General features: G+C 71.3%; 17 protein-coding genes. 13 read left to right on the top strand and 4 right to left on the bottom strand.

The genetic code is table 11. The features are described 5' to 3' along the window. Window positions 1-111: 111 nt before the first annotated feature. Entirely contained in the window at window positions 112-1,494 is a 1,383-nt protein-coding gene (locus ACIQHQ_RS01915; RefSeq protein ID WP_402609119.1) for an amino acid permease, read from the top strand. 134 nt (window positions 1,495-1,628) lie between these two features. Continuing rightward, entirely contained in the window at window positions 1,629-2,276 is a 648-nt protein-coding gene (locus ACIQHQ_RS01910; RefSeq protein ID WP_402609117.1) for a superoxide dismutase, read from the top strand. 124 nt (window positions 2,277-2,400) lie between these two features. Here the strand turns inward: ACIQHQ_RS01910 and ACIQHQ_RS01905 are convergent, their stop codons facing one another. Genes ACIQHQ_RS01905 through ACIQHQ_RS01895 form a run of 3 tightly spaced genes read right to left on the bottom strand, consistent with a single transcriptional unit; the run spans window position 2,401 to window position 5,282 of the window. Continuing rightward, window positions 2,401-3,177 carry an SAM-dependent methyltransferase gene (locus ACIQHQ_RS01905; protein ID WP_402609115.1) on the bottom strand — a complete coding sequence of 259 codons (777 nt, stop codon included), beginning with the start codon at window positions 3,175-3,177 and terminating at the stop codon, window positions 2,401-2,403. A 12-nt stretch (window positions 3,178-3,189) separates the two neighbouring features. Then, window positions 3,190-3,813: a histidine phosphatase family protein gene (locus tag ACIQHQ_RS01900; protein WP_402609113.1), complete on the bottom strand. Its 624-nt coding sequence runs from the start codon at window positions 3,811-3,813 to the stop codon at window positions 3,190-3,192. Further along, entirely contained in the window at window positions 3,810-5,282 is a 1,473-nt protein-coding gene (locus ACIQHQ_RS01895) for an FGGY-family carbohydrate kinase (protein WP_402609111.1), read from the bottom strand. Before ACIQHQ_RS01895 ends, ACIQHQ_RS01900 begins: the two co-directional genes overlap by 4 nt. A 156-nt stretch (window positions 5,283-5,438) precedes the next feature. On the opposite strand from ACIQHQ_RS01895, the gene ACIQHQ_RS01890 reads away from it, so the two are divergent. The 10 genes from ACIQHQ_RS01890 to ACIQHQ_RS01845 all read left to right on the top strand — a co-directional run bounded on the left by ACIQHQ_RS01890 (window position 5,439) and on the right by ACIQHQ_RS01845 (window position 15,422). Beyond that, window positions 5,439-6,860: an ABC transporter substrate-binding protein gene (locus ACIQHQ_RS01890; RefSeq protein ID WP_402609109.1), complete on the top strand. Its 1,422-nt coding sequence runs from the start codon at window positions 5,439-5,441 to the stop codon at window positions 6,858-6,860. A gap of 3 nt (window positions 6,861-6,863) precedes the next feature. Beyond that, the gene (locus ACIQHQ_RS01885) at window positions 6,864-7,748 is read left to right on the top strand and encodes a carbohydrate ABC transporter permease (protein WP_402609107.1); all 885 of its coding nucleotides are present in this window, start codon (window positions 6,864-6,866) and stop codon (window positions 7,746-7,748) included. Next, window positions 7,745-8,569 carry a carbohydrate ABC transporter permease gene (locus ACIQHQ_RS01880; RefSeq protein ID WP_402609105.1) on the top strand — a complete coding sequence of 275 codons (825 nt, stop codon included), beginning with the start codon at window positions 7,745-7,747 and terminating at the stop codon, window positions 8,567-8,569. Before ACIQHQ_RS01885 ends, ACIQHQ_RS01880 begins: the two co-directional genes overlap by 4 nt. Beyond that, window positions 8,566-9,654, top strand: coding sequence for an ABC transporter ATP-binding protein (locus ACIQHQ_RS01875; protein WP_402609103.1), 1,089 nt, complete (start codon window positions 8,566-8,568; stop codon window positions 9,652-9,654). Before ACIQHQ_RS01880 ends, ACIQHQ_RS01875 begins: the two co-directional genes overlap by 4 nt. Continuing rightward, window positions 9,651-10,460 carry a DeoR/GlpR family DNA-binding transcription regulator gene (locus ACIQHQ_RS01870; RefSeq protein WP_402609101.1) on the top strand — a complete coding sequence of 270 codons (810 nt, stop codon included), beginning with the start codon at window positions 9,651-9,653 and terminating at the stop codon, window positions 10,458-10,460. The genes ACIQHQ_RS01875 and ACIQHQ_RS01870 overlap by 4 nt, the downstream gene beginning before the upstream one ends. A gap of 116 nt (window positions 10,461-10,576) precedes the next feature. Then, window positions 10,577-11,656: an ABC transporter ATP-binding protein gene (locus ACIQHQ_RS01865; protein WP_402609099.1), complete on the top strand. Its 1,080-nt coding sequence runs from the start codon at window positions 10,577-10,579 to the stop codon at window positions 11,654-11,656. Continuing rightward, complete coding sequence (locus ACIQHQ_RS01860; protein WP_402609097.1) at window positions 11,653-12,684, top strand: 2-hydroxyacid dehydrogenase; 1,032 nt, start codon at window positions 11,653-11,655, stop codon at window positions 12,682-12,684. The genes ACIQHQ_RS01865 and ACIQHQ_RS01860 overlap by 4 nt, the downstream gene beginning before the upstream one ends. A 19-nt stretch (window positions 12,685-12,703) precedes the next feature. Continuing rightward, window positions 12,704-14,134 carry an FGGY family carbohydrate kinase gene (locus tag ACIQHQ_RS01855; protein ID WP_402609095.1) on the top strand — a complete coding sequence of 477 codons (1,431 nt, stop codon included), beginning with the start codon at window positions 12,704-12,706 and terminating at the stop codon, window positions 14,132-14,134. A gap of 26 nt (window positions 14,135-14,160) precedes the next feature. Further along, window positions 14,161-15,198, top strand: coding sequence for a glycerophosphodiester phosphodiesterase family protein (locus ACIQHQ_RS01850; RefSeq protein ID WP_402609092.1), 1,038 nt, complete (start codon window positions 14,161-14,163; stop codon window positions 15,196-15,198). Next, a complete protein-coding gene (locus tag ACIQHQ_RS01845) occupies window positions 15,195-15,422 on the top strand; it encodes a hypothetical protein (protein WP_402609090.1) in 228 nt (75 codons plus the stop codon). The genes ACIQHQ_RS01850 and ACIQHQ_RS01845 overlap by 4 nt, the downstream gene beginning before the upstream one ends. 3 nt (window positions 15,423-15,425) lie before the next feature. Here ACIQHQ_RS01845 and ACIQHQ_RS01840 read toward each other — a convergent pair whose 3' ends face one another. Continuing rightward, window positions 15,426-16,064 (bottom strand): DsbA family protein, encoded by a 639-nt coding sequence (locus ACIQHQ_RS01840; RefSeq protein WP_402609088.1) that lies wholly within the window; start codon window positions 16,062-16,064, stop codon window positions 15,426-15,428. 137 nt (window positions 16,065-16,201) lie between these two features. Between ACIQHQ_RS01840 and pepN the strand changes: the two genes are divergently transcribed. Continuing rightward, the gene (gene pepN / locus ACIQHQ_RS01835; RefSeq protein ID WP_402609086.1) at window positions 16,202-18,781 is read left to right on the top strand and encodes an aminopeptidase N; all 2,580 of its coding nucleotides are present in this window, start codon (window positions 16,202-16,204) and stop codon (window positions 18,779-18,781) included. Window positions 18,782-18,794 lie beyond the last annotated feature (13 nt).

Here is an 18,794-nt window from a genome sequence, read left to right as displayed (position 1 = left end):
CGACACGAGTGTCCGGATGGTGGGATGCCTCTCCGCCCCCGCGGGGAGGCATCCGAGACTGGCGGCGTTTTTGCCCTCGTACGCCCCTCACGCACAGGACGACCCGCACCCATGCCCACCAGCACCACCACGGAGACGCCGACCGGCACGGACGGCGCCTCCCTCTCCCCCGGCCTGAAGCAGCGCCACCTGTCGATGATCGCCCTCGGCGGGGTGATCGGAGCCGGTCTGTTCGTCGGCTCCGGTGCCGGTATCGCCGCGGCCGGTCCGTCGATCGTGGTCGCCTACGCCCTCTCCGGTGTCCTCGTGATGCTGGTGATGCGGATGCTCGGCGAGATGTCGGCTGCGTATCCGTCGTCGGGGTCGTTCTCGGCGCACGCGGAGCGGGCGATCGGCCCCTGGGCCGGGTTCACCGCCGGCTGGTCCTTCTGGGTGCTGTTGTGCACGGCCGTCGGTCTGGAGGGCATCGGCGCCGCGAAGATCGTCAGCGGCTGGCTGCCGGGCACGCCGGAGTGGGCGTGGGTGGCGCTGTTCATGGTCGTCTTCTGCGGCACGAACCTCGCGGCCGTGAAGAACTTCGGCGAGTTCGAGTTCTGGTTCGCCGCGCTGAAGGTCGGCGCGATCACGCTGTTCCTGGTGCTCGGCGTCCTGGCGATCGCCGGCGTCCTGCCCGGCACGGACTCGCCCGGCGCGAGCCACCTCACCGAGTTCCTGCCCAACGGCGGAGAGGGCCTGGTGATCGGCCTGCTCGCGTCGGTCTTCGCCTACGGCGGCCTGGAGACGGTCACCATCGCGGCGGCCGAGTCGCAGAACCCCGTCAAGGGCGTGGCGAGCGCGGTCCGCACGGCGATGTGGCGCATCGCGCTGTTCTACGTCGGCTCGATGGCCGTCATCGTCACCCTGGTGCCGTGGGACTCCGAGGCGGTCGTGGAGAGGGGCCCCTACGTCGCCGCCCTCGACGAGCTGGGCATCCCGGGCGCCGGCCAGCTGATGAACGTGGTCGTGCTGGTCGCCCTGCTGTCCGCGATGAACGCCAACATCTACGGCGCCTCGCGCATCGCCTACTCGCTGGTGGAGCGCGGCCAGGGCCCGAAGGGGCTGGGGCGGGTCTCGGGCGGGGTGCCGCGGATCGCCGTGCTGGCGTCCTCCGTCTTCGGTTTCCTGTGCGTACTGCTGAGCTACTGGCGGCCGAACGACGTCTTCCCCTGGCTGCTGAACATGATCGGCGCGGTCATCCTGGCCGTCTGGATCTTCATCGCCGTGTCACAGCTGCGGCTGCGCCGCCGCCTGGAGCGCGAGGCACCCGAGAGGCTGGCCGTCCGCATGTGGGCGTTCCCCTGGCTGACCTGGTTCGCTCTGGCCGGCATGGCGGCCGTCTTCGTCCTGATGGCCCGTGAGCCGGACACACGGGTGCAGCTGTACTCGACGGGCGGGATGGTCCTGGTCCTGGCGGCCATCGGGTACGCGTGGCAGAGGGCTCGCGCCCAGCGGTAGGGAAACCGCCGCCCCAGGCCCCCGCGACACACGCGGGGGCCTTTTGTGTGCCCGGACCACGCGCCCACCCTCTCCTGCTGCTAGCGTGCAGTTGCAAGTTAGTTGCAATAAGAGGTCCGGAGGGGATCCCGCCCATGCCCGTCTACACGCTGCCTGAACTGCCCTACGACTACTCCGCGCTCGCCCCCGTGATCAGCCCCGAGATCATCGAGCTGCACCACGACAAGCACCACGCCGCCTATGTGAAGGGCGCCAACGACACGCTGGAGCAGCTGGCGGAGGCGCGGGACAAGGAGTCGTGGGGGTCGGTCAACGGGCTGGAGAAGAACCTGGCGTTCCATCTGTCCGGGCACATCCTGCACAGCATCTACTGGCAGAACATGACCGGCCCGAAGGACGGCGGCGGTGAGCCGCTGGCGCAGGACGGGGTGGGTGAGCTCGCCGACGCGATCACCGAGTCGTTCGGCTCCTTCGCCAAGTTCAAGGCGCAGCTGTCCAAGGCCTCCGCGACCACGCAGGGCTCCGGCTGGGGTGTGCTCGCCTACGAGCCGCTGAGCGGGCGGCTGATCGTGGAGCAGGTCTACGACCACCAGGGCAACGTCGGCCAGGGCGCCACCCCGATCCTCGTCTTCGACGCCTGGGAGCACGCCTTCTACCTGCAGTACCGCAACCAGAAGGTGGACTTCATCGAGGCGATGTGGCAGGTCGTCAACTGGCAGGACGTGGCGCGGCGTTACGAGGCGGCCAAGTCCCGGGCGGACGTGCTGCTGCTGGCGCCGTGACGACGGCCCCGTGAAGCGTCCTGCCTCGTGATCGTCTTCTCACCCTTCACGCACGGCAGGCGGAATGAAGGAACCCCCGCGAGGACGTGACTCGCGGGGGTTTCCCGTGTACCGGTGCCTCTGGTCAGGGCTTGCGGGCCAGGCCGGCGTGCTGGCCGACCGGCTCCGGGAACGTCCCCGGCTCGGGCCGCCACCGGGACACGGAGACCACACCCGGCTCGACGAGGTCCAGTCCCTCGTAATAGGCCTCGATCTGCTCCACCGGACGCAGGAAGTACGGGACGGCACCGGTCTCGTTGTAGGCGTCCTGAGCCTGCTCGTATGCCGGGTCGGTGCCGCGCGAGCCGTCGCTGACGCACAGGTGGCTGCCGGCGGGCAGGCCGTCCATCAGCCGGCGTACGAGCTCACGGCCCCGGTCGTGGTCGGCGACGTGGCCGAGGACGCCGCTGAGGATCAGGGCGGTGGGCCGGGTGAGATCCAGAGTCCTGCCGGCGGCCTCGAGGACGCGTTCCGGCTCGTAGAGGCTGATGTCCTCGAAGGCGGTCGCGCCCTGCGGTGTGGAGGTGAGCAGGGTGCGGGCGTGCGCGAGGACCAGCGGGTCGTGGTCGACGTAGACGATGCGCGCCTCGGGGGCCAGCTTCTGGGCCACCTCATGCGTGTTGTCGACGGTCGGCAGTCCGCTGCCGACGTCGAGGAACTGCCGTACACCCGCCTCCTGGACGAGGTGGCGGATGGCGCGGCCCAGGAAGGCGCGGCTGCTGCGGGCGATGGTGACGATGCCCGGGAAGACCGCCGTGTAGGCGTCGCCGGCCGCCCGGTCCACCGGGTAGTTGTCCTCGCCGCCCAGCCAGTAGTTCCAGATCCGGGCCGAGTGCGGCACCGATGTGTCGATCTGCGTCATGCGCCCATGGTGCTACGGCACCTCCACCTCGCACGGCACATTGAGTGAGAGGAGTGCGGCGCAACCGTCGGGGTTCATGCGCAGTTCGCTGATCGCCGCGTTCCGCAACCGCGGCAGCACCCTGCGGTACTCGCTCACCGGGATGGACAGCAGCGTGCACAGCACCAGCCGCAGCAGGGTGTTGTGGGCGACGACCATGACGCGTTCGCCCGGGTGGGCGGCGGCGACCTCCCGCAGGGCTCGCACCCCGCGGGCCGCCGCGGCCAGGGGGTCCTCGGCCCCGGGGAAGGAGTGCTCCACCGGGTCGGTCCGGTAGGCCGCGGCCCACTCCGGGTCCTCGGCCTCGAACTCGGCGAGCGTACGGCCTTCGAGCACACCGAAGTCGCATTCCCGCAGGTGGGGTTCGCTCTGTGAGGTGAGGCCGAGGGCGCGGCAGGCCGGTTCGGCGGTGGCGACGGCCCGGGACAGCGGGGACGTCCAGATCGCGTCGACGGGGTGGGCGGCGGCCCACCGGCCCAGGGCCTCGGCCTGGGCGCGGCCGGTGTCGGTGAGGTCGATGTCGCTGATGCCGGCGTAGCGGTTCTCGGCGTGCCAGACGGTCTGTCCGTGCCGGACCAGCAGGAGGGTCGTACTCATGATGCGGAAGTATCCCTGCTCAGGCGACCGTGTGCGTGCGCGGCGACCGGGGCGGGCAGCCAGCCGCGCTCCCGCAGGGCGTCGACGAGGCGCGCGTAGGGCTCGGCGAAGGCGGCCGTACGGCCGGGGCGGGGTTCCAGGACGGTCCGGACACGGACCATGCGCTCGGCGACGTCCGCGAGCGCACCGGACCCCGAGGCCCCGTACGCGGCGAGTGCCGCCATGCCCAGGGCCGGCTGCGTCTGCTCGGGAACGCGGGCCGGGCGGCCCAGGATGTCGGCGCGCAGCTGGTTCCAGTACGGGCTGCGGGCGCCGCCGCCCGTGAAGGTGAGCGGGCCGTCGAGGGGGGCGCCGAGGTGGTGGAGGTAGTCCAGGCACAGGCGTTCGGCGAAGCCGACGCCCTGGAGCAGCGCGGCCCACAGGTCGGCGTCACCCGCCGGGTCACCGAGGACGAACGCGGTCGCCTCCGGCGCCCGGAACGGGAACCGCTCCCCCGGTGACACGAGGGGGTAGGCGACCGCGCCCGACGGTTCGAACGCCATGGCGGGCCCGTCCATCTCGGCCGGGTCGGCCTCGGGGAAGTGCGCCGCGAGCGCCCCGGCGCCGACGCTCGACGCCCCGCCGGGCAGCCAGGTGCCGTCCGGGGCGCGGTGGTTGTAGACCACGCCGGTGGGGTCGCGGACCGGGTCGCGGGCGGCGCCCTTCAGCACGAGCGTGGTGCCGAGCACGGAGTTCCAGGAGCCGGGCCGCAGCGCGCCCGACGCGATCTGGGCCGCGCAGCCGTCCGTCATCCCCGCGAACACCGGGGTGCCGGCGGGGATGCCGGTGGCGTCGGCGGCGGCCCGGCGGACCTCACCGAGGCGCGTGCCCGGGCGGACCACGCCGGGGAACATGCTGTCGGGCACGCCCAGTTCGGCCAGGGCGGCCTCCGGCCAGCGGTCGCCCTCCAGGTCGTAGCCCGTCTTCAGGGCGTGGCTGGAATCGGCCGGGGGCGGCTCGCCCGTGAGCCGGGAGACGATCAGGTCGGGCTGGTGCGTCAGGCGCAGCGAGGTGCCGTCGTACTGCCCCAGCAGCCACAGCGCCTTCGGCAGCGCCCAGGTGTCCTGGACCGCGAGCCCCGCCTGCCGGGCCCGCACCGCCTGCGCCGTCGCCCGCCTGTCGTCGTACATCAACGCGGGGCTCACGGGACGGCCCGCATGGTCCGTCAGCAGGACCGTGCCGGACGTGCCGCACACCGCGAGTCCGCCGATCGGCAGGCCCGGGGGCGCGGCGGCGAGGGCCGCCCGGGACGCCGTGCACAGGGCCGCCCACCAGCGCAGCGGGTCCTGCTCGTGCCGCGCCCCCTCCCGCCGCCCGGTCAGCGGGGCCGAGCCGCTGCCGAGGACCGTGCCGTCGGCGGTGACGAGCAGCACGCGGACGCCTTGCGTGCCCAGGTCGACGCCCAGCCAGCCCGCACCCTCGTCCACCATCCGGAACCTCCCACGCCGTCGCAGCCGGATCTGTGAACTTCTCACTGTGCCCCGATATTTTCCCGTGCGCGAGGGATTGACGCCCAACTTCAGCCGTTCCACCCTCTGTTGACGAGTCGACTCGACGTGTTGGCCAGGCTCCACGCGGAGGTACGGATGGACACGCACGTGCACGACCGCCGGCGCTTCCTCGCCCTCGCCGCCGGAGCGGCGGCGGCCCCGCTGCTCACGGCCTGCGGCGCCGGTTTCGGCGGGAACGACGACAAGAGCGACGGGTCCGCGGCGGACGACGTCACCGGTTCCTTCGACTGGAAGCGGGAGAAGGGCACCACCGTCAAGGCCCTGCTCAACAAGCACCCGTACACGGACGCCCTCATCGCCGACCTGAAGTCGTTCACCGCGAAGACCGGCATCGAGGTCGAGTACGACGTCTTCCCCGAGGACAACTACTTCGACAAGCTCACCGTGGACCTGTCCAGCGGGCGCGCCTCCTACGACGTCTTCATGCTCGGCGCCTACATGGTGTGGCAGTACGGACCGCCGGGCTGGCTGGAGGACCTCGGTCCCTGGATGCGCAACTCCTCGGCCACGGGCGCCGAATGGGACCAGGAGGACTTCTTCCCGAACCTGCTCCGGGCCGACCAGTGGTCGCTGAAGGCGGGTGCGCCGCTGGGCCGGGGCGGGCAGTACGCGCTGCCGTGGGGCTGGGAGACGAACGTCGTCGCCTACAACACCGAGGTGTTCCGGAAACTCGGCCTGAAGCCCGCCGAGTCCTTCGACGAGCTGACCGAACTGGCCGGGACCATCAAGCGGAAGGCGCCGGGCGCCGGTTTCGACGGGATGTACGGGATCGCCGTGCGTGGGTCCAGGAGCTGGGCGACGATCCACCCGGGCTTCATGACGATGTACGCCCGCAACGGGCTGAAGGACTTCACGGTCGACGGCGGGAAGCTCACCCCCGCCATGAACAGTCCCGAGGCCGTCGCCTTCACCGAGGACTGGGCGCGGATGGTCAAGCGGGGCGGCCCGCCGTCCTGGACGTCGTACACCTGGTACCAGTGCTCCAGCGACCTCGGAGCGAAGAAGGCCGGGATGCTGTTCGACGCCGACACCGCCGCCTACTTCCAGGCGGTGCAGGGCGCGAGCCCCGCCTCCGGGAAGATCGCCTTCCACCCCGGGCCGAAGGGACCGGACGGCTCGCTCGCCACCAACATGTGGATCTGGTCGCTCGGCATGAACGCCAAGAGCAAGAAGAAGAGCGCGAGCTGGCTGTTCCTGCAGTGGGCGACGGGCAAAGAGCATCTGCGCAAGAGCGCGATCGCCCACAACCACATCGACCCGGTGCGCAGGTCGGTCGCCGACGACGCCGCGTACAAGGACAAGATGCGGCACCTGCCGGGCTTCCTGGAGACCTTCGAGACGGTCGTCGACCAGACGAAGATCCAGTTCACCCCGCAGGCCCAGTTCTTCGACGCGACGACGAGCTGGGCGGCGGCCCTCCAGGAGATCTACGGCGGCCAGGGCGCGAAGTCCGTACTGGACGGGCTGGCGGACGACCTCGCCGGCAAGGTGGGCTAGCCGATGGGGTGGCGGCTCACCCTGCGCCCGTACGTCCTGATCGTCCCCGCGCTGCTGCTGACCTGCGGGATCCTCTATCCCTTCGGACTGGGGCTGTACTACACGCTGTTCGACTTCTCGGCGAGCAAACCGCAGCCGGACATGGTGCGCTTCGAGAACTACAGAGCCGTCTTCACTCAGGAGGCGTTCTGGAACTCGGCGTGGGTGACGGTGCTGTACGCCGTCGGGGCGGCGCTCGCGGAGACCGTGCTCGGCGTGGCCGTCGCGCTGCTGCTGCACCGCTCGCCCCTGATCGGCCGGGTCCTGGAGAAGATCCTGATTCTGCCGCTGATGATCGCCCCGGTGATCGCGGCGATCATCTGGAAGCTGATGCTTCAGCCCTCGGTCGGGGTGGTCAACCACCTGCTCAGGCCCTTCGGTCTGGGCGGGGTGCAGTGGACCGACACCCCTACGGGCGCGTTGCTGTCGTCGATCGCCGTGGACGTGTGGGTCTACACCCCGTTCGTGGCGATCCTCGCCCTCGCCGGTCTGCGGTCGCTGCCCACCTCCCCGTTCGAGGCGGCGGCCGTGGACGGCGCGGGGTGGTGGTACACCTTCCGCCGGCTGACCCTGCCGATGCTGTGGCCGTACGTGCTGGTCGCGGTGATCTTCCGGTTCATGGACTCGCTGAAGGTGTTCGACATCATCTACGCCCTGACCGAGGGCGGGCCGGGTGACTCGACGGTCGTCCTGCAGATCCGGGCGTACCTGGAGGCCATCCGCTTCCAGCGCTACTCCTTCGGGATCTCCTACACGATCGTGCTGTGGGCCGTGGTGTACCTGGCCGCGATGGTGCTGGTGAAGCACCTGGGGAAGATCCAGCGGAAGGCCGCGGAGGTCACCACATGAGCAGACGCGCCCTGGGGTGGCTCGGCGACGCCGCCCTCGTCCTCTACTTCGTCTTCGCGCTGTTCCCGATCGCCTGGATGGTGATCCTGTCGCTCAAGCCGGCGGACCAGCTCTTTTCCACCTACTTCTCGTTCTCCCCGACCCTGGACGGCTACCGGACGGTCCTGGGCGACAGCGAGGGCATCCCGTTCGTGCGGTTCTTCGTCAACAGCCTGGTGGTGTCGGTGGGGGCGGTGGTGCTGTCGCTGGTGGTGGGGCTGCCGGCCGCGTACGCCTCGGCGCGGTGGCGGTTCAAGGGGTCGGAGAACCTGATGTTCACCCTGCTGTCGTTCCGCTTCGCGCCCGAACTCACCGTGATCATCCCGCTGTTCGTGCTGTACCAGAAGCTCGGTCTGTTCGACACGTACGTCGGCATGGTGTGGGTGCTGCAACTGGTGACGCTGCCGCTGATCGTGTGGATCATGCGGTCGTACTTCGCCGACCTCACCCCCGAGTTGGAGCAGGCCGCCCTGCTGGACGGCTACACCCGCAAGCAGGCGTTCTTCAAGGTGGCGCTGCCGCTGGTCAAGCCGGGCGTCGCGGCCGTGTCGCTGCTGGCGTTCATCTTCGCCTGGAACAACTTCGTCTTTCCGCTGATCCTCACCTCCAACGAGGCCCAGACGGTGACCGTGGGCGCGCTGTCCTTCCTCGGCGGGGACCGGCCCAAGTACAACCTGACGGCCGCCGCCGCGCTGGTGTCCGTCGTGCCGCCGCTGCTGCTGGCGCTGACGATCCAGCGGTATCTGGTGCGGGGCCTGTCGTTCGGGGCGGTGAAGGCGTGATCCGGCTCAGCGGGATACGGAAGGCGTACGGCAGGACCGTCGCGCTCGACGGACTCGAACTGGAGGTGCGCGAGGGCGAGTTCTTCTGCCTGCTGGGACCGTCGGGGGCCGGCAAGACGACCACCCTCAAGACCGTCGCCGGGCTCGAACAGCCCGACTCCGGCACGGTCGTGCTCGACGGCGAGGACATGCGGGGGGTCGAGCCGTACGACCGGGGTGTGGCGATGTGCTTCGAGAGCTACGCCCTCTACCCGCACCGCTCGGCCTACGACAACCTCGTCTCGCCGCTGCGCTCACCCCGGCACCGGCTGCCCGCCGCCGAGGCCCGGCAGCGGATCGGCGCGATCGCCGAGCTGCTCGGCATCTCCGGGCTGCTGGACCGGCCCGTCGGCCAGTTGTCCAACGGGCAGCGGCAGCGGGTCGCCCTCGGCCGGGTACTGGTCCGTCCGGCCCGGGCCTTCCTGCTCGACGAGCCGCTCTCCCATCTCGACGCCAAACTCCGCCAGCAGATGCGGGCCGAACTGAAGGCGATCGGGGCCGTGCAGCGCACCACCACCCTCTACGTCACCCACGACTCGGTCGAGGCGCTCGCCCTCGGTGACCGGATCGGGGTGGTCCGTGAGGGCCGGATGGTGCAGACGGGCACCCGGGAGGAGATCTGGTACCAGCCGTGGGACACCGAGGTCGCGCGGGCCTTCGGCCGGCCCCGCATCAATCTGCTGCCGGGGGTGGTGACGGAGAGCGCAGTGCGGTCGGACGGCGGGGTCGAGCTGCCGGTCCGCGCGCGGGCCGCGCCCGGCACGGACGTCCTGGTCGGTCTCCGGCCCCGGGACCTCGCCCTGCACGGCGAGGGCCACGAACTGTCCGGGACCGTGTACGTCACCGAGGTGCTCGGCCGGTCCGTGGAGGTCACCGTCCGGCTCGGGACCGGGGAGCGGCGGGTGTCGCTGGTGGCCCCCCGCGCGGACGCGGCACGCCTTCGTCCGGACGATCCGGTACGGCTCGTGGTGCGGCCTGAGAACCTGCTGCTGTTCGAGGCCGACCGGCCGGAGCGACCGGGACGACGGATAGAGACACAGCCATGAGCAACAGCAGCGGTGGACAGCAGGGGCCCGCGGCACGGCAGGCCGCCATGGCCGAACAGGTGCTGGCCGACGGCTCGGCGACGGCGGCGGAGCTCGCCGAGCGGTTCGGGGTGAGCCTGATGACCATCCACCGGGACCTCGACGAGCTCGAACGGCAGGGCATCGTGAGGAAGTTCCGGGGCGGGGTGACCGCGCAGCCGTCGGGGGTCTTCGAGTCGAACGTGCAGTACCGGCTGAAGAGCATGCGGGCCGAGAAGGCCGCCGTCGCCGAGCACGCGCTGCGGATGGTGGAACCGGGTATGGCGATCCTGCTGGACGACTCCACGTCCACCCTGGAGATAGCCAGACGGCTGCGCACGGCCGAGGTCACACCGCTGACGGTCGTCACCAACTTCCTGGAGGCGATCAACCTCCTCGCCGACCAGCGGGGCATCCACCTGATGGCGCTGGGCGGCGACTACGACCCGCTGCACTCCTCGTTCCTCGGGGTGTCGTGCGTGGAGGCGGTCGAGCAGCTCCGGGTGGACGTGTGCTTCGCGTCGACGTCGGCCGTGCACGGGGGTTACGCGTACCACCAGGAGCAGCACATCGTGTCCGTGAAGCGGGCGATGCTCGACGCGGCGGCACGCAACGTCCTGCTGATCGACCACACCAAGCTCGGCCGGGTCGCCCTGCACCGGGTCGTCCCGCTGTCCCGCTTCGACACGGTCCTCGTGGACGACGGGGCGTCAGCGGAGGCACTGCGGGATCTGGACGAGCACAAAGTCCGTTACGAGGTCTGCGCGATGCCCGTGGGTGAGCCGTAGGGGCGCGCCGGCGTCGAGGGCGCGAGCGCGGGGGGCCGAAGGGCCGTGCACGGGCCCGGCCTCGGCACCGGCTGGAGGCGCTCTGGAGGCGAACGAGCCAGGAAGAGGGGACGGCCATGACGGGACTGGAGCTACGTGAGCTGAGGAAGACCTACCGGTCCCGGGGGCGGCCTTCGGTGGAGGCCGTGCGCGGGATCGACCTGAACCTCCGGTCCGGGGAACTGCTCGGGCTGCTCGGTCCCTCCGGGTGCGGCAAGTCGACGACCCTGCGGATGATCGCCGGGCTGGAGTCCGTCACCGGCGGGGACATCCTGGTCGGTGGGGCGTCGATCGTCGAACGGCCCGCACAGCGGCGGAACATCGGCGTGGCCTTCGAGAACTACGCGTTGTATCCGCCGCTGTCGGTCGCGGAGAACCTGGCGTTCGGCCTGAAGGCCCGCAAGAGAGCCGACCGCCGGGACGTCGGCCGCAAGGTGAAGGAGATCGCCGAGCGGGTCGGTCTGACCGGCCTCCTCGACGCCCGCCCGGCCGGCCTGTCCAGCGGCCAGAAGCAGCGCGTGTCGCTGGCCCGGGCCCTGATCCGCGAGCCCGACGTGCTGCTCCTCGACGAGCCCCTCTCCCACCTGGACGCGGCCCAGCGCGACACCACCCGCCGTGAACTGAAGCGCATCCAGAAGGACCTGGGCCACACCACGATCCTGGTCACCCACGACCAGGAGGAGGCCCTCTCCCTCGCCGACCGGATCGCCGTGATGAAGGACGGCGTCATCCAGCAGCTCGGCACCCCGTACGAGATCTACGACAGCCCGGCCACCGTGTTCGTGGCGGACTTCGTCGGCGAACCCGCGATCACCCTGCTGCCCGGCATCGCCGACGGCGACGGGCGGGCCCGCCTCTCCGACGCGGTGCGCCTCACGCTGCCCGTGCCGGTGGAACGGGGCCGTGAGGTGGTGGTCGGCATCCGCCCCGAGGACGTCCGGCTCACCGCCGGGGACGGCCTGCCCGCCCGGGTCGTCGCCCACGAACCGCTCCTGGAGTCGGGCCTGGCGACGCTCGCCCTGGACGGCGTCGAACGGCATCTGGTCGTCCTCACCGACCCCGAGGTGCGGCTCGCCCACGACGAACGGGTCCGGGTCGCCGCCGACCCCGAGCACACCCATGTCTTCGACGCCGAGACAGGAGATGCCCTGCGATGACTCACGGAAACAGCGTGCGTGTCGTGGCCGCCGGTGACCACTTCGTCCTGCCGTCGCTGATCAGACGGGCGGTGGAGCACGAGGTGGAACGGGCGGACGTGAGAGAACTGCGACTCGGATGGCCTCTGGAGCCGTTCGGGCCGGTCGCCGAGGTGCAGGAGGCCAGTGACGCCGAGGACGCGATGATCGAGGCGCTGGCCGGGGCGGAGGTCCTGGTCACGCAGATGGGCCCGGTGACTCGGAAGGTCCTCGCCGCCTGCCCGGATCTGAGGCTGGTCGTGGTCTGCCGGGGCGGGCCGGTCAACGTCAACCTGGAAGCGGCAAAGCGGCGTGACGTGCGGGTGTGTTTCGCGCCCGGCCGCAACGCCGCCGCCACCGCCGAGTTCACCGTCGGCCTGATGCTGGCCGCCCTGCGCCGCATCCCCCAGGCCCACGATCCGCTCGCCCGGCAGGGCAGCTGGGAGCAAGCGACGTACTACACGTACGAGCGCAGCGGACTGGAGCTGGAGGACCTGCCCGTCGGGCTGATCGGGTACGGGGCCGTCGGCAGCCGGGTCGCGCGGGTGCTCTGCGCGTTCGGGGCGCGGGTGATGGTCTACGACCCGTATGCGCACGGCGAGATCCACGGTCTGCGCGTGACCTCCCTCGACGACCTCCTGCGCCGCTCACAGGTGATCACTCTGCACGCCCGGCTCACGCCCGAGACCCGGGGGCTGATCGGCGCCCGGGAGCTGGGACTGCTGCCGCCCGGCTCGGTGGTGGTGAACGTGGCCCGGGGTCCGCTGCTGGACGAGGGCGCGCTGTGCGACGCGCTGGCGAGCGGCCGGGTGTCGGCGGCGGCGCTCGACACCTATGAGCGGGAACCGCTGCCGGCGCAGTCCCGGCTGCCGGGGCTCGCCGACCGCGTGGTGCTCACCCCGCACCTGGGCGGCGCCTCGCGCGCGGTGGCGGAGAAGGCGGCGCGGATCGCCGCCGAAGAGGTGGGCCGCTGGGTGCGCGGTGAGCCGCTCGCGCACTGTCTGACCTGAGGACCCGGAGGAGAGCCGCATGTACGTCGGTATCGATGTGGGCACGTCCATGGTCAAGGCGGCGGCCTTCGACGCCACGGGCCGTGAACTCGCCGTGGCCTCACGCCCGCTGGACCTCTCCCTGCACGGCGGGGTCGTCGAGCAGGACATGGAGGAGGTGTACGGGGCGGTCGTCGCGGTGCTCGGCGAGGTCACCGAGCGGGTCCCCGGGCCGGTCGAGCTGGCCGGGCTCACGGGGCAGGGCGACGGGGTGTGGCTGGTCGACGCGGAGGGGCGGCCGGTGCGGGCGGCGGCCTCCTGGATGGACGGGCGGGCGCACGAACTGGTCGACCGATGGCTGGCCGACGGCACGTTCGAGGCGGTGTTCCGGCGGACGGGCAGCGCGATGTTCCCGGGCTGCCCGGGCCCGCTGCTGGCCTGGCTGGACCGTCACGAACCGAAGGCGCTCGACACCGCGAAGGCCGCCCTGTACTGCAAGGACGTGGTGTTCCAGCGGCTGACGGGAGCCGGTCCCACGACCGATGTGTCGGACGCGTCGATGCCGTTCCTCGACCCGCAAACCCGGGCCTACGACGACGGGGTCGTCGAGCTGCTCGGGCTGGCGCACCGCCGGGGTCTGCTCGCCCCGGTCAGCGACCCGGTGGCCACGGCCGGGGCGCGGGGCGAGGGCCTGCCGTCCGGGACCCGGATCGCGAACGGTCCGTACGACCTGCCGGCCTGTGCGCTGGGGGCCGGAGTGACGTCCCCGGGGGACGGTCTGCTGATCGTCGGCACCTGCCTGGCCAGTCTGGTCGCCACGACCGAGCTCGACCTGACCGGGGAACCGGCGGGCCTGTACATCTCCACCGACCGGCCGGGGCACTGGCTGCGCGCCATGCCCGCCATGGTCGGCACGGCGGCGCTGGACTGGGTGCTGTCCACGACGGGGGTGCGGCACGACGAGGTGGACGGCCTGCTGGCCGCGACGCCTCCGGGCGCGAACGGTGTCGGCGTGCTGCCGTACTTCGCGCCCTCGGGTGAACGCGCTCCCTTCGTCGAGCCGCGGCTGCGTGCCGAACTCACCGGTCTCTGCCTGGAGTCGACCCGCGGCGATCTGGTCAGGGCCACCTGTGAGGGCATCGGGTACGCCGCCCGGCACTGCCTGGAGGCGGCGGGCCTCACCGGGAATCTGGCCGTCTGCGGGGGCGGCACGCGCAGCTCCGCCTGGATGCGGCTGCTGGCCGATGTGCTGGGCCGTCCGCTGCGGGTCGTCGAGGGCGAGGTGGGAGCGCGGGGCGCGGTCCTGGCGGCGGCCGAGCGCCACGGGGTGGCGCTGGACACGGCGGCGTGGACGAGACCGACGGCGGTCGTCGAGCCGGACCCGGGCCGGACCGCGTTCTACACGAGGGGTTACGAGGAGCACCTGGACCGGCTGGCGCAGGCCCGGGCCCGGGGCCGGGCACGTCAGTGAAACCGCTCTCGACGAAGGGGAGTCGCATGCGGCTCGGACGGAGATCCCTCCTGCTCGCGGCGGCCGCGGGAACCGCCACGGCCGCCACGGCCACCTCGGCGGCGGCCGGAGCCCCCCAGGGCGGCCCGGTCGTCATCGGGCACCGCGGCGCGGCCGGCTGGCGCCCGGAACACACGGCGGCCTCCTACACGTACGCCGTGCAGACCGGCGCCGACTGGATCGAGCCGGATCTGGTGCCGACGAAGGACCACGTGCTGGTGGTCCGGCACGAGAACGAGATCTCCCAGACGACGGACGTGGCCCGCAGGCCGGAGTTCGCGGACCGCCGTACGGCGAAGACGGTCGACGGGCGGCCGGTCACCGGCTGGTTCACGGAGGACTTCACACTCGCCGAGCTGAAGACGCTGCGGGCGGTGGAGCGGCTGCCCGCGGTCCGCAACCGCAACACCGTGTTCGACGGCCGTGAGGAGATCATGACCTTCCAGGAGGTCGTGGACCTGGCGCGGCGGCTGTCGCGGACGTACGGCCGGACGGTCGCCGTCTTCCCGGAGACCAAGCACCCGACGTACTTCCGGTCGATCGGCCTGCCGCTGGAGCCCGAACTCGCGGCCGCGATCCGCCGCAACCGGCTCGGCCGGCGCGAGTGCGTCGTGCAGTCCTTCGAGCCGACGAGCCTGAAGCGCATGACGGATCTGGGCGTGCCGCTGTGGCAGGCGCTGGGGACGACGGGCGGGCCGTACGACCTGCCCTCCACGACCTACCGGGACATGATGGCGCCGGCGGGTTTGGCGGACATCGCGCAGTACGCGGACTGGATCGGGCCGGACAAGTCCTCGGTCGCCGGCACGAGCCTCGTCACGGACGCGCATGCGGCGGGCCTGCGGATCGGGCCCTACACCTTCCGCGCGGAGAACCAGTTCCTGCCGGATCGGCTCCGGCGCGGGAGCGGAGCGAACGATTTCGGGGACGCGTTCGCCGAATACACGCTGTACTACCGCATGGGGGTCGATGCGGTCGTAACCGACTTCCCGGACCTGGCGGTGATGGCGAGGAGGAGCGGATGACGGTGAGCCGGGCGTGCCGGACCTGCGGCACCATGCAGGAGTTCCGGATGTTCAACGCCGCCGAGCGGGCGGCGGTACGGGCGGAGAAGGGGGCCGGACACTTCGTGGACGACTACTGGCGCTGCACCGCCGTCGGCTGCCGGTGGTACCAGCGCTACCTCAACCGCGGCGAGGACGGCTTGCTCCCGGAGGAACTCAAGAACCAGGCCGTCCCCGCCGGGTGAGCCCTACAGGTTGGAGAAGTCCGGGCCCTTGGTGCGGGTGCGCTTGATCTCGTAGAAGCCGGGGACCGAGGCCACGGCGAGGGTGCCGTCCCAGAGGCGGCCGGCCTCCTCGCCCTGCGGGGCCGGGGTGACGACCGGGCCGAAGAAGGCGATCTGCTCGCCGTCGGAGCCGGGCACGGCGATGACCGGGGTGCCGACGTCCTGGCCGACCTTGTCGATGCCCTCCTTGTGAGAGGCGCGCAGCTGAGGCTCGTACGGGGTGGAGTCCCAGTGCTCCAGGAGGGACTCGGGCAGGCCCACGTCCTTCAAGGCGGCGGCGACCGTCTCCTTGCCGGGGCCCTCGTCCTGGTTGTGGATGCGGGTGCCGAGCGCGGTGTAGAAGTCGCCGAGGACCTCGGGGCCCTGCTCCTGCTGCGCGGCTATGACGACCCGGACGGGGCCCCACGCCTTGGTCTCCAGCAGCTCGCGGTACTCCTCGGGCAGCTCGTCCAGCTTGTCCTCGTTGAGGACGGCGAGGCTCATGACATGCCAGCGCACCTCGATGTCCCTGACCTTCTCCACCTCCAGCACCCAGCGGGAGGTCATCCAGGCCCAGGGGCACAGCGGGTCGAACCAGAAGTCGACGGGTGTCTTGTCCGACATGTCTCTCCTCAGGAGGAAACCGTTTCTCCGGCAACGCCGGTGCGCGCTCCCGTCATTCCCGGCTGCTCCGTGTCAGGTGCACGTGGCAGGATCGGTCCTGTTCAGCCGTGCCCCACGACATCTGAGGAGTGCCGCCCGTGCCCGGTGAGAATCTGTCCCGCGACGAAGCCCGGGAGCGGGCCGCCCTGCTGAGGGTCGACGGGTACGAGGTGTCCCTCGACCTGCGGTCCGCGGTCGGTGAGGACCGGGGGGACGGGCCCCGCACCTTCCGCTCCATCACGACGATCCGCTTCCGCTGCAACGAGCCCGGGGCGAGCAGCTTCGCCGACCTGATCGCGCCGAGTGTGACGGCCGTCTCACTCAACGGCCGTGACCTGGACCCCGGCGAGGTCTTCGACGGCTCCCGGATCGCGCTGGAGGACCTGGCCGCGGACAACGAACTGGTGGTCGACGCCCAGTGCGCCTACTCCCGCACCGGCGAGGGCCTGCACCGCTTCGTCGACCCGGAGGACGGCGAGGTGTACCTGTACACGCAGTACGAGCCGGCCGACTCCCGCCGGGTCTTCGCCAACTTCGAGCAGCCCGACCTGAAGGCCCCCTACCGCTTCGAGGTGCGGGCCCCCGAGGGCTGGACGGTGTGGAGCAACGGGACCGGTGAGCGGGCCGACGGGGTGTGGCGGTTCGCCGAGACCAAGCCGATCTCGACGTACATCACCTGCGTGGTGGCGGGCCCGTACCACCACGTGACGGACTCCTACACGCGCACCTTCACCGACGGCACGACGCTGGAGATCCCGCTCGGCGCCCTGTGCCGCAAGGGCCTCGCACCCTACTTCGACGCCGACGACATCTTCCTGGTCACCAAGCAGGGCCTGGACTTCTTCCACGACCACTTCGACTTCCCGTACCCGTTCGGCAAGTACGACCAGGCGTTCGTGCCCGAGTACAACCTGGGCGCGATGGAGAACCCGGGCCTGGTGACGTTCCGCGAGGAGTTCATCTTCCGCGGGAAGGTGACGCAGGCGTCCTACGAGGGCCGGGCCAACGTCATCCTGCACGAAATGGCGCACATGTGGTTCGGCGACCTGGTCACCATGGAGTGGTGGGACGACCTGTGGCTGAAGGAGTCCTTCGCGGACTTCATGGGCGAGTTCTCCCTGGTCGGCGCGACCCGCTTCACGAACGGCTGGATCACCTTCGCCAACCGCCGCAAGGCCTGGGCCTACCGCGCCGACCAGCTGCCCTCCACGCACCCGATCACCGCGGACATCCGCGACCTGCAGGACGCCAAGCTGAACTTCGACGGCATCACGTACGCCAAGGGCGCGTCGGTACTGAAGCAGCTGGTCGCGTACGTCGGCGAGGAGGCGTTCCTGGAGGGTGCCCGGCGCTACTTCAAGCGCCACGCGTACGGCAACACCCGCCTGGGCGACCTGCTGTCGGTGCTGGAGGAGACCAGCGGCCGGGACATGAGCGCCTGGTCGCGGTCCTGGCTCCAGACGGCGGGGGTGAACTCGCTGACGCCGCAGGTGCTGCTGGACACGGACGGCCGCGTCGAGGAGCTGGCGGTGGTGCAGGAGGCCGCCGAGTCGCATCCCGAACTGCGCCCGCACCGGGTGGCGGTGGGCCTGTACCGGGTGACGGAGGCCGGGGCGCTGGAGCGGTACGCACGCGTGGAGACCGACGTCGACGGCGCGCGGACGGTCGTGGCGGAACTGGCCGGGGCCGACGCCCCGGACCTGGTCCTGGTCAACGACGACGACCTGACGTACTGCAAGATCCGCTTCGACGAGACCTCGCTGGCGGCCCTGCGCGAGCACCTGGGCGCGGTCACCGACCCGCTGGCCCGCGCCCTGTGCTGGTCGGCGCTGTGGAACATGACGCGCGACGCGCTGCTCCCGGCACGGGAGTTCATGGACCTGGTACTGCGGTTCGGCGGGCGCGAGTCCGAGATCGGCGTCGTGCAGATGCTGCATGCCTGGGCCGAGTCGGCACTCACCCACTACACGGCGCCCGCCCGGCGCGAGACGAGCGCCCGGCTGCTCGCCGAGGGTGCGCGGCGCGAACTGTTCGCGGCCGGGGCGGGCAGCGAGCACCAGCTGGCCTGGGCACGGTTCTTCGCCCGGACGGCCGCCGCCGAGGCCGACTTCGAGCTGCTGCGGGACCTGCTCGCGGGCACCGCGACGGTCGAGGGTCTCGACCTGGACCAGGAGCTGCGCTGGGTCTTCCTGGAGCCGCTGGCCGCGCACGGTGCCGTGGACGAGAAGGCGCTGGCCGAGGAGCTGAGCCGGGACGACACCGCCTCGGGCAAGCGTCACCAGGTGCGCTGTCTGGCCGCCCGCCCGTCCGCGGCGGTCAAGGCGCAGGCGTGGGCGCAGGTCGTGGAGTCGGACGCGCTGTCCAACGCCATGGTCGAGGCGACCATCGCCGGCTTCTCGCAGGACTCGCAGCGCGAGCTGATCGCGCCGTACGCCGAGAAGTACTTCGCGGCGATCGAGCGGGTGTGGGCCGAGCGGTCGATCCAGATCGGCATGCACGTGGTGCGGGGTCTGTTCCCGTTCCTCCAGCAGTCGCAGGAGACGCTGGACGCCACGGACGCGTGGCTGGCCGCCCATGAGGAGGCGGCCCCGGCGCTGCGCCGGCTGGTGCTGGAGTCCCGTGACGATCTGGCACGGGCGTTGCGTGGACAGGCGTGCGACGAGGCCTCTGACCATTAGCTTTGGCCTGAGA

The sequence above is a fragment of the Streptomyces sp. NPDC092370 genome, from assembly GCF_044755265.1.
In the GTDB taxonomy this organism is placed as follows: domain Bacteria; phylum Actinomycetota; class Actinomycetes; order Streptomycetales; family Streptomycetaceae; genus Streptomyces.
This window is presented reverse-complemented; position numbering and strand designations above follow the sequence as displayed.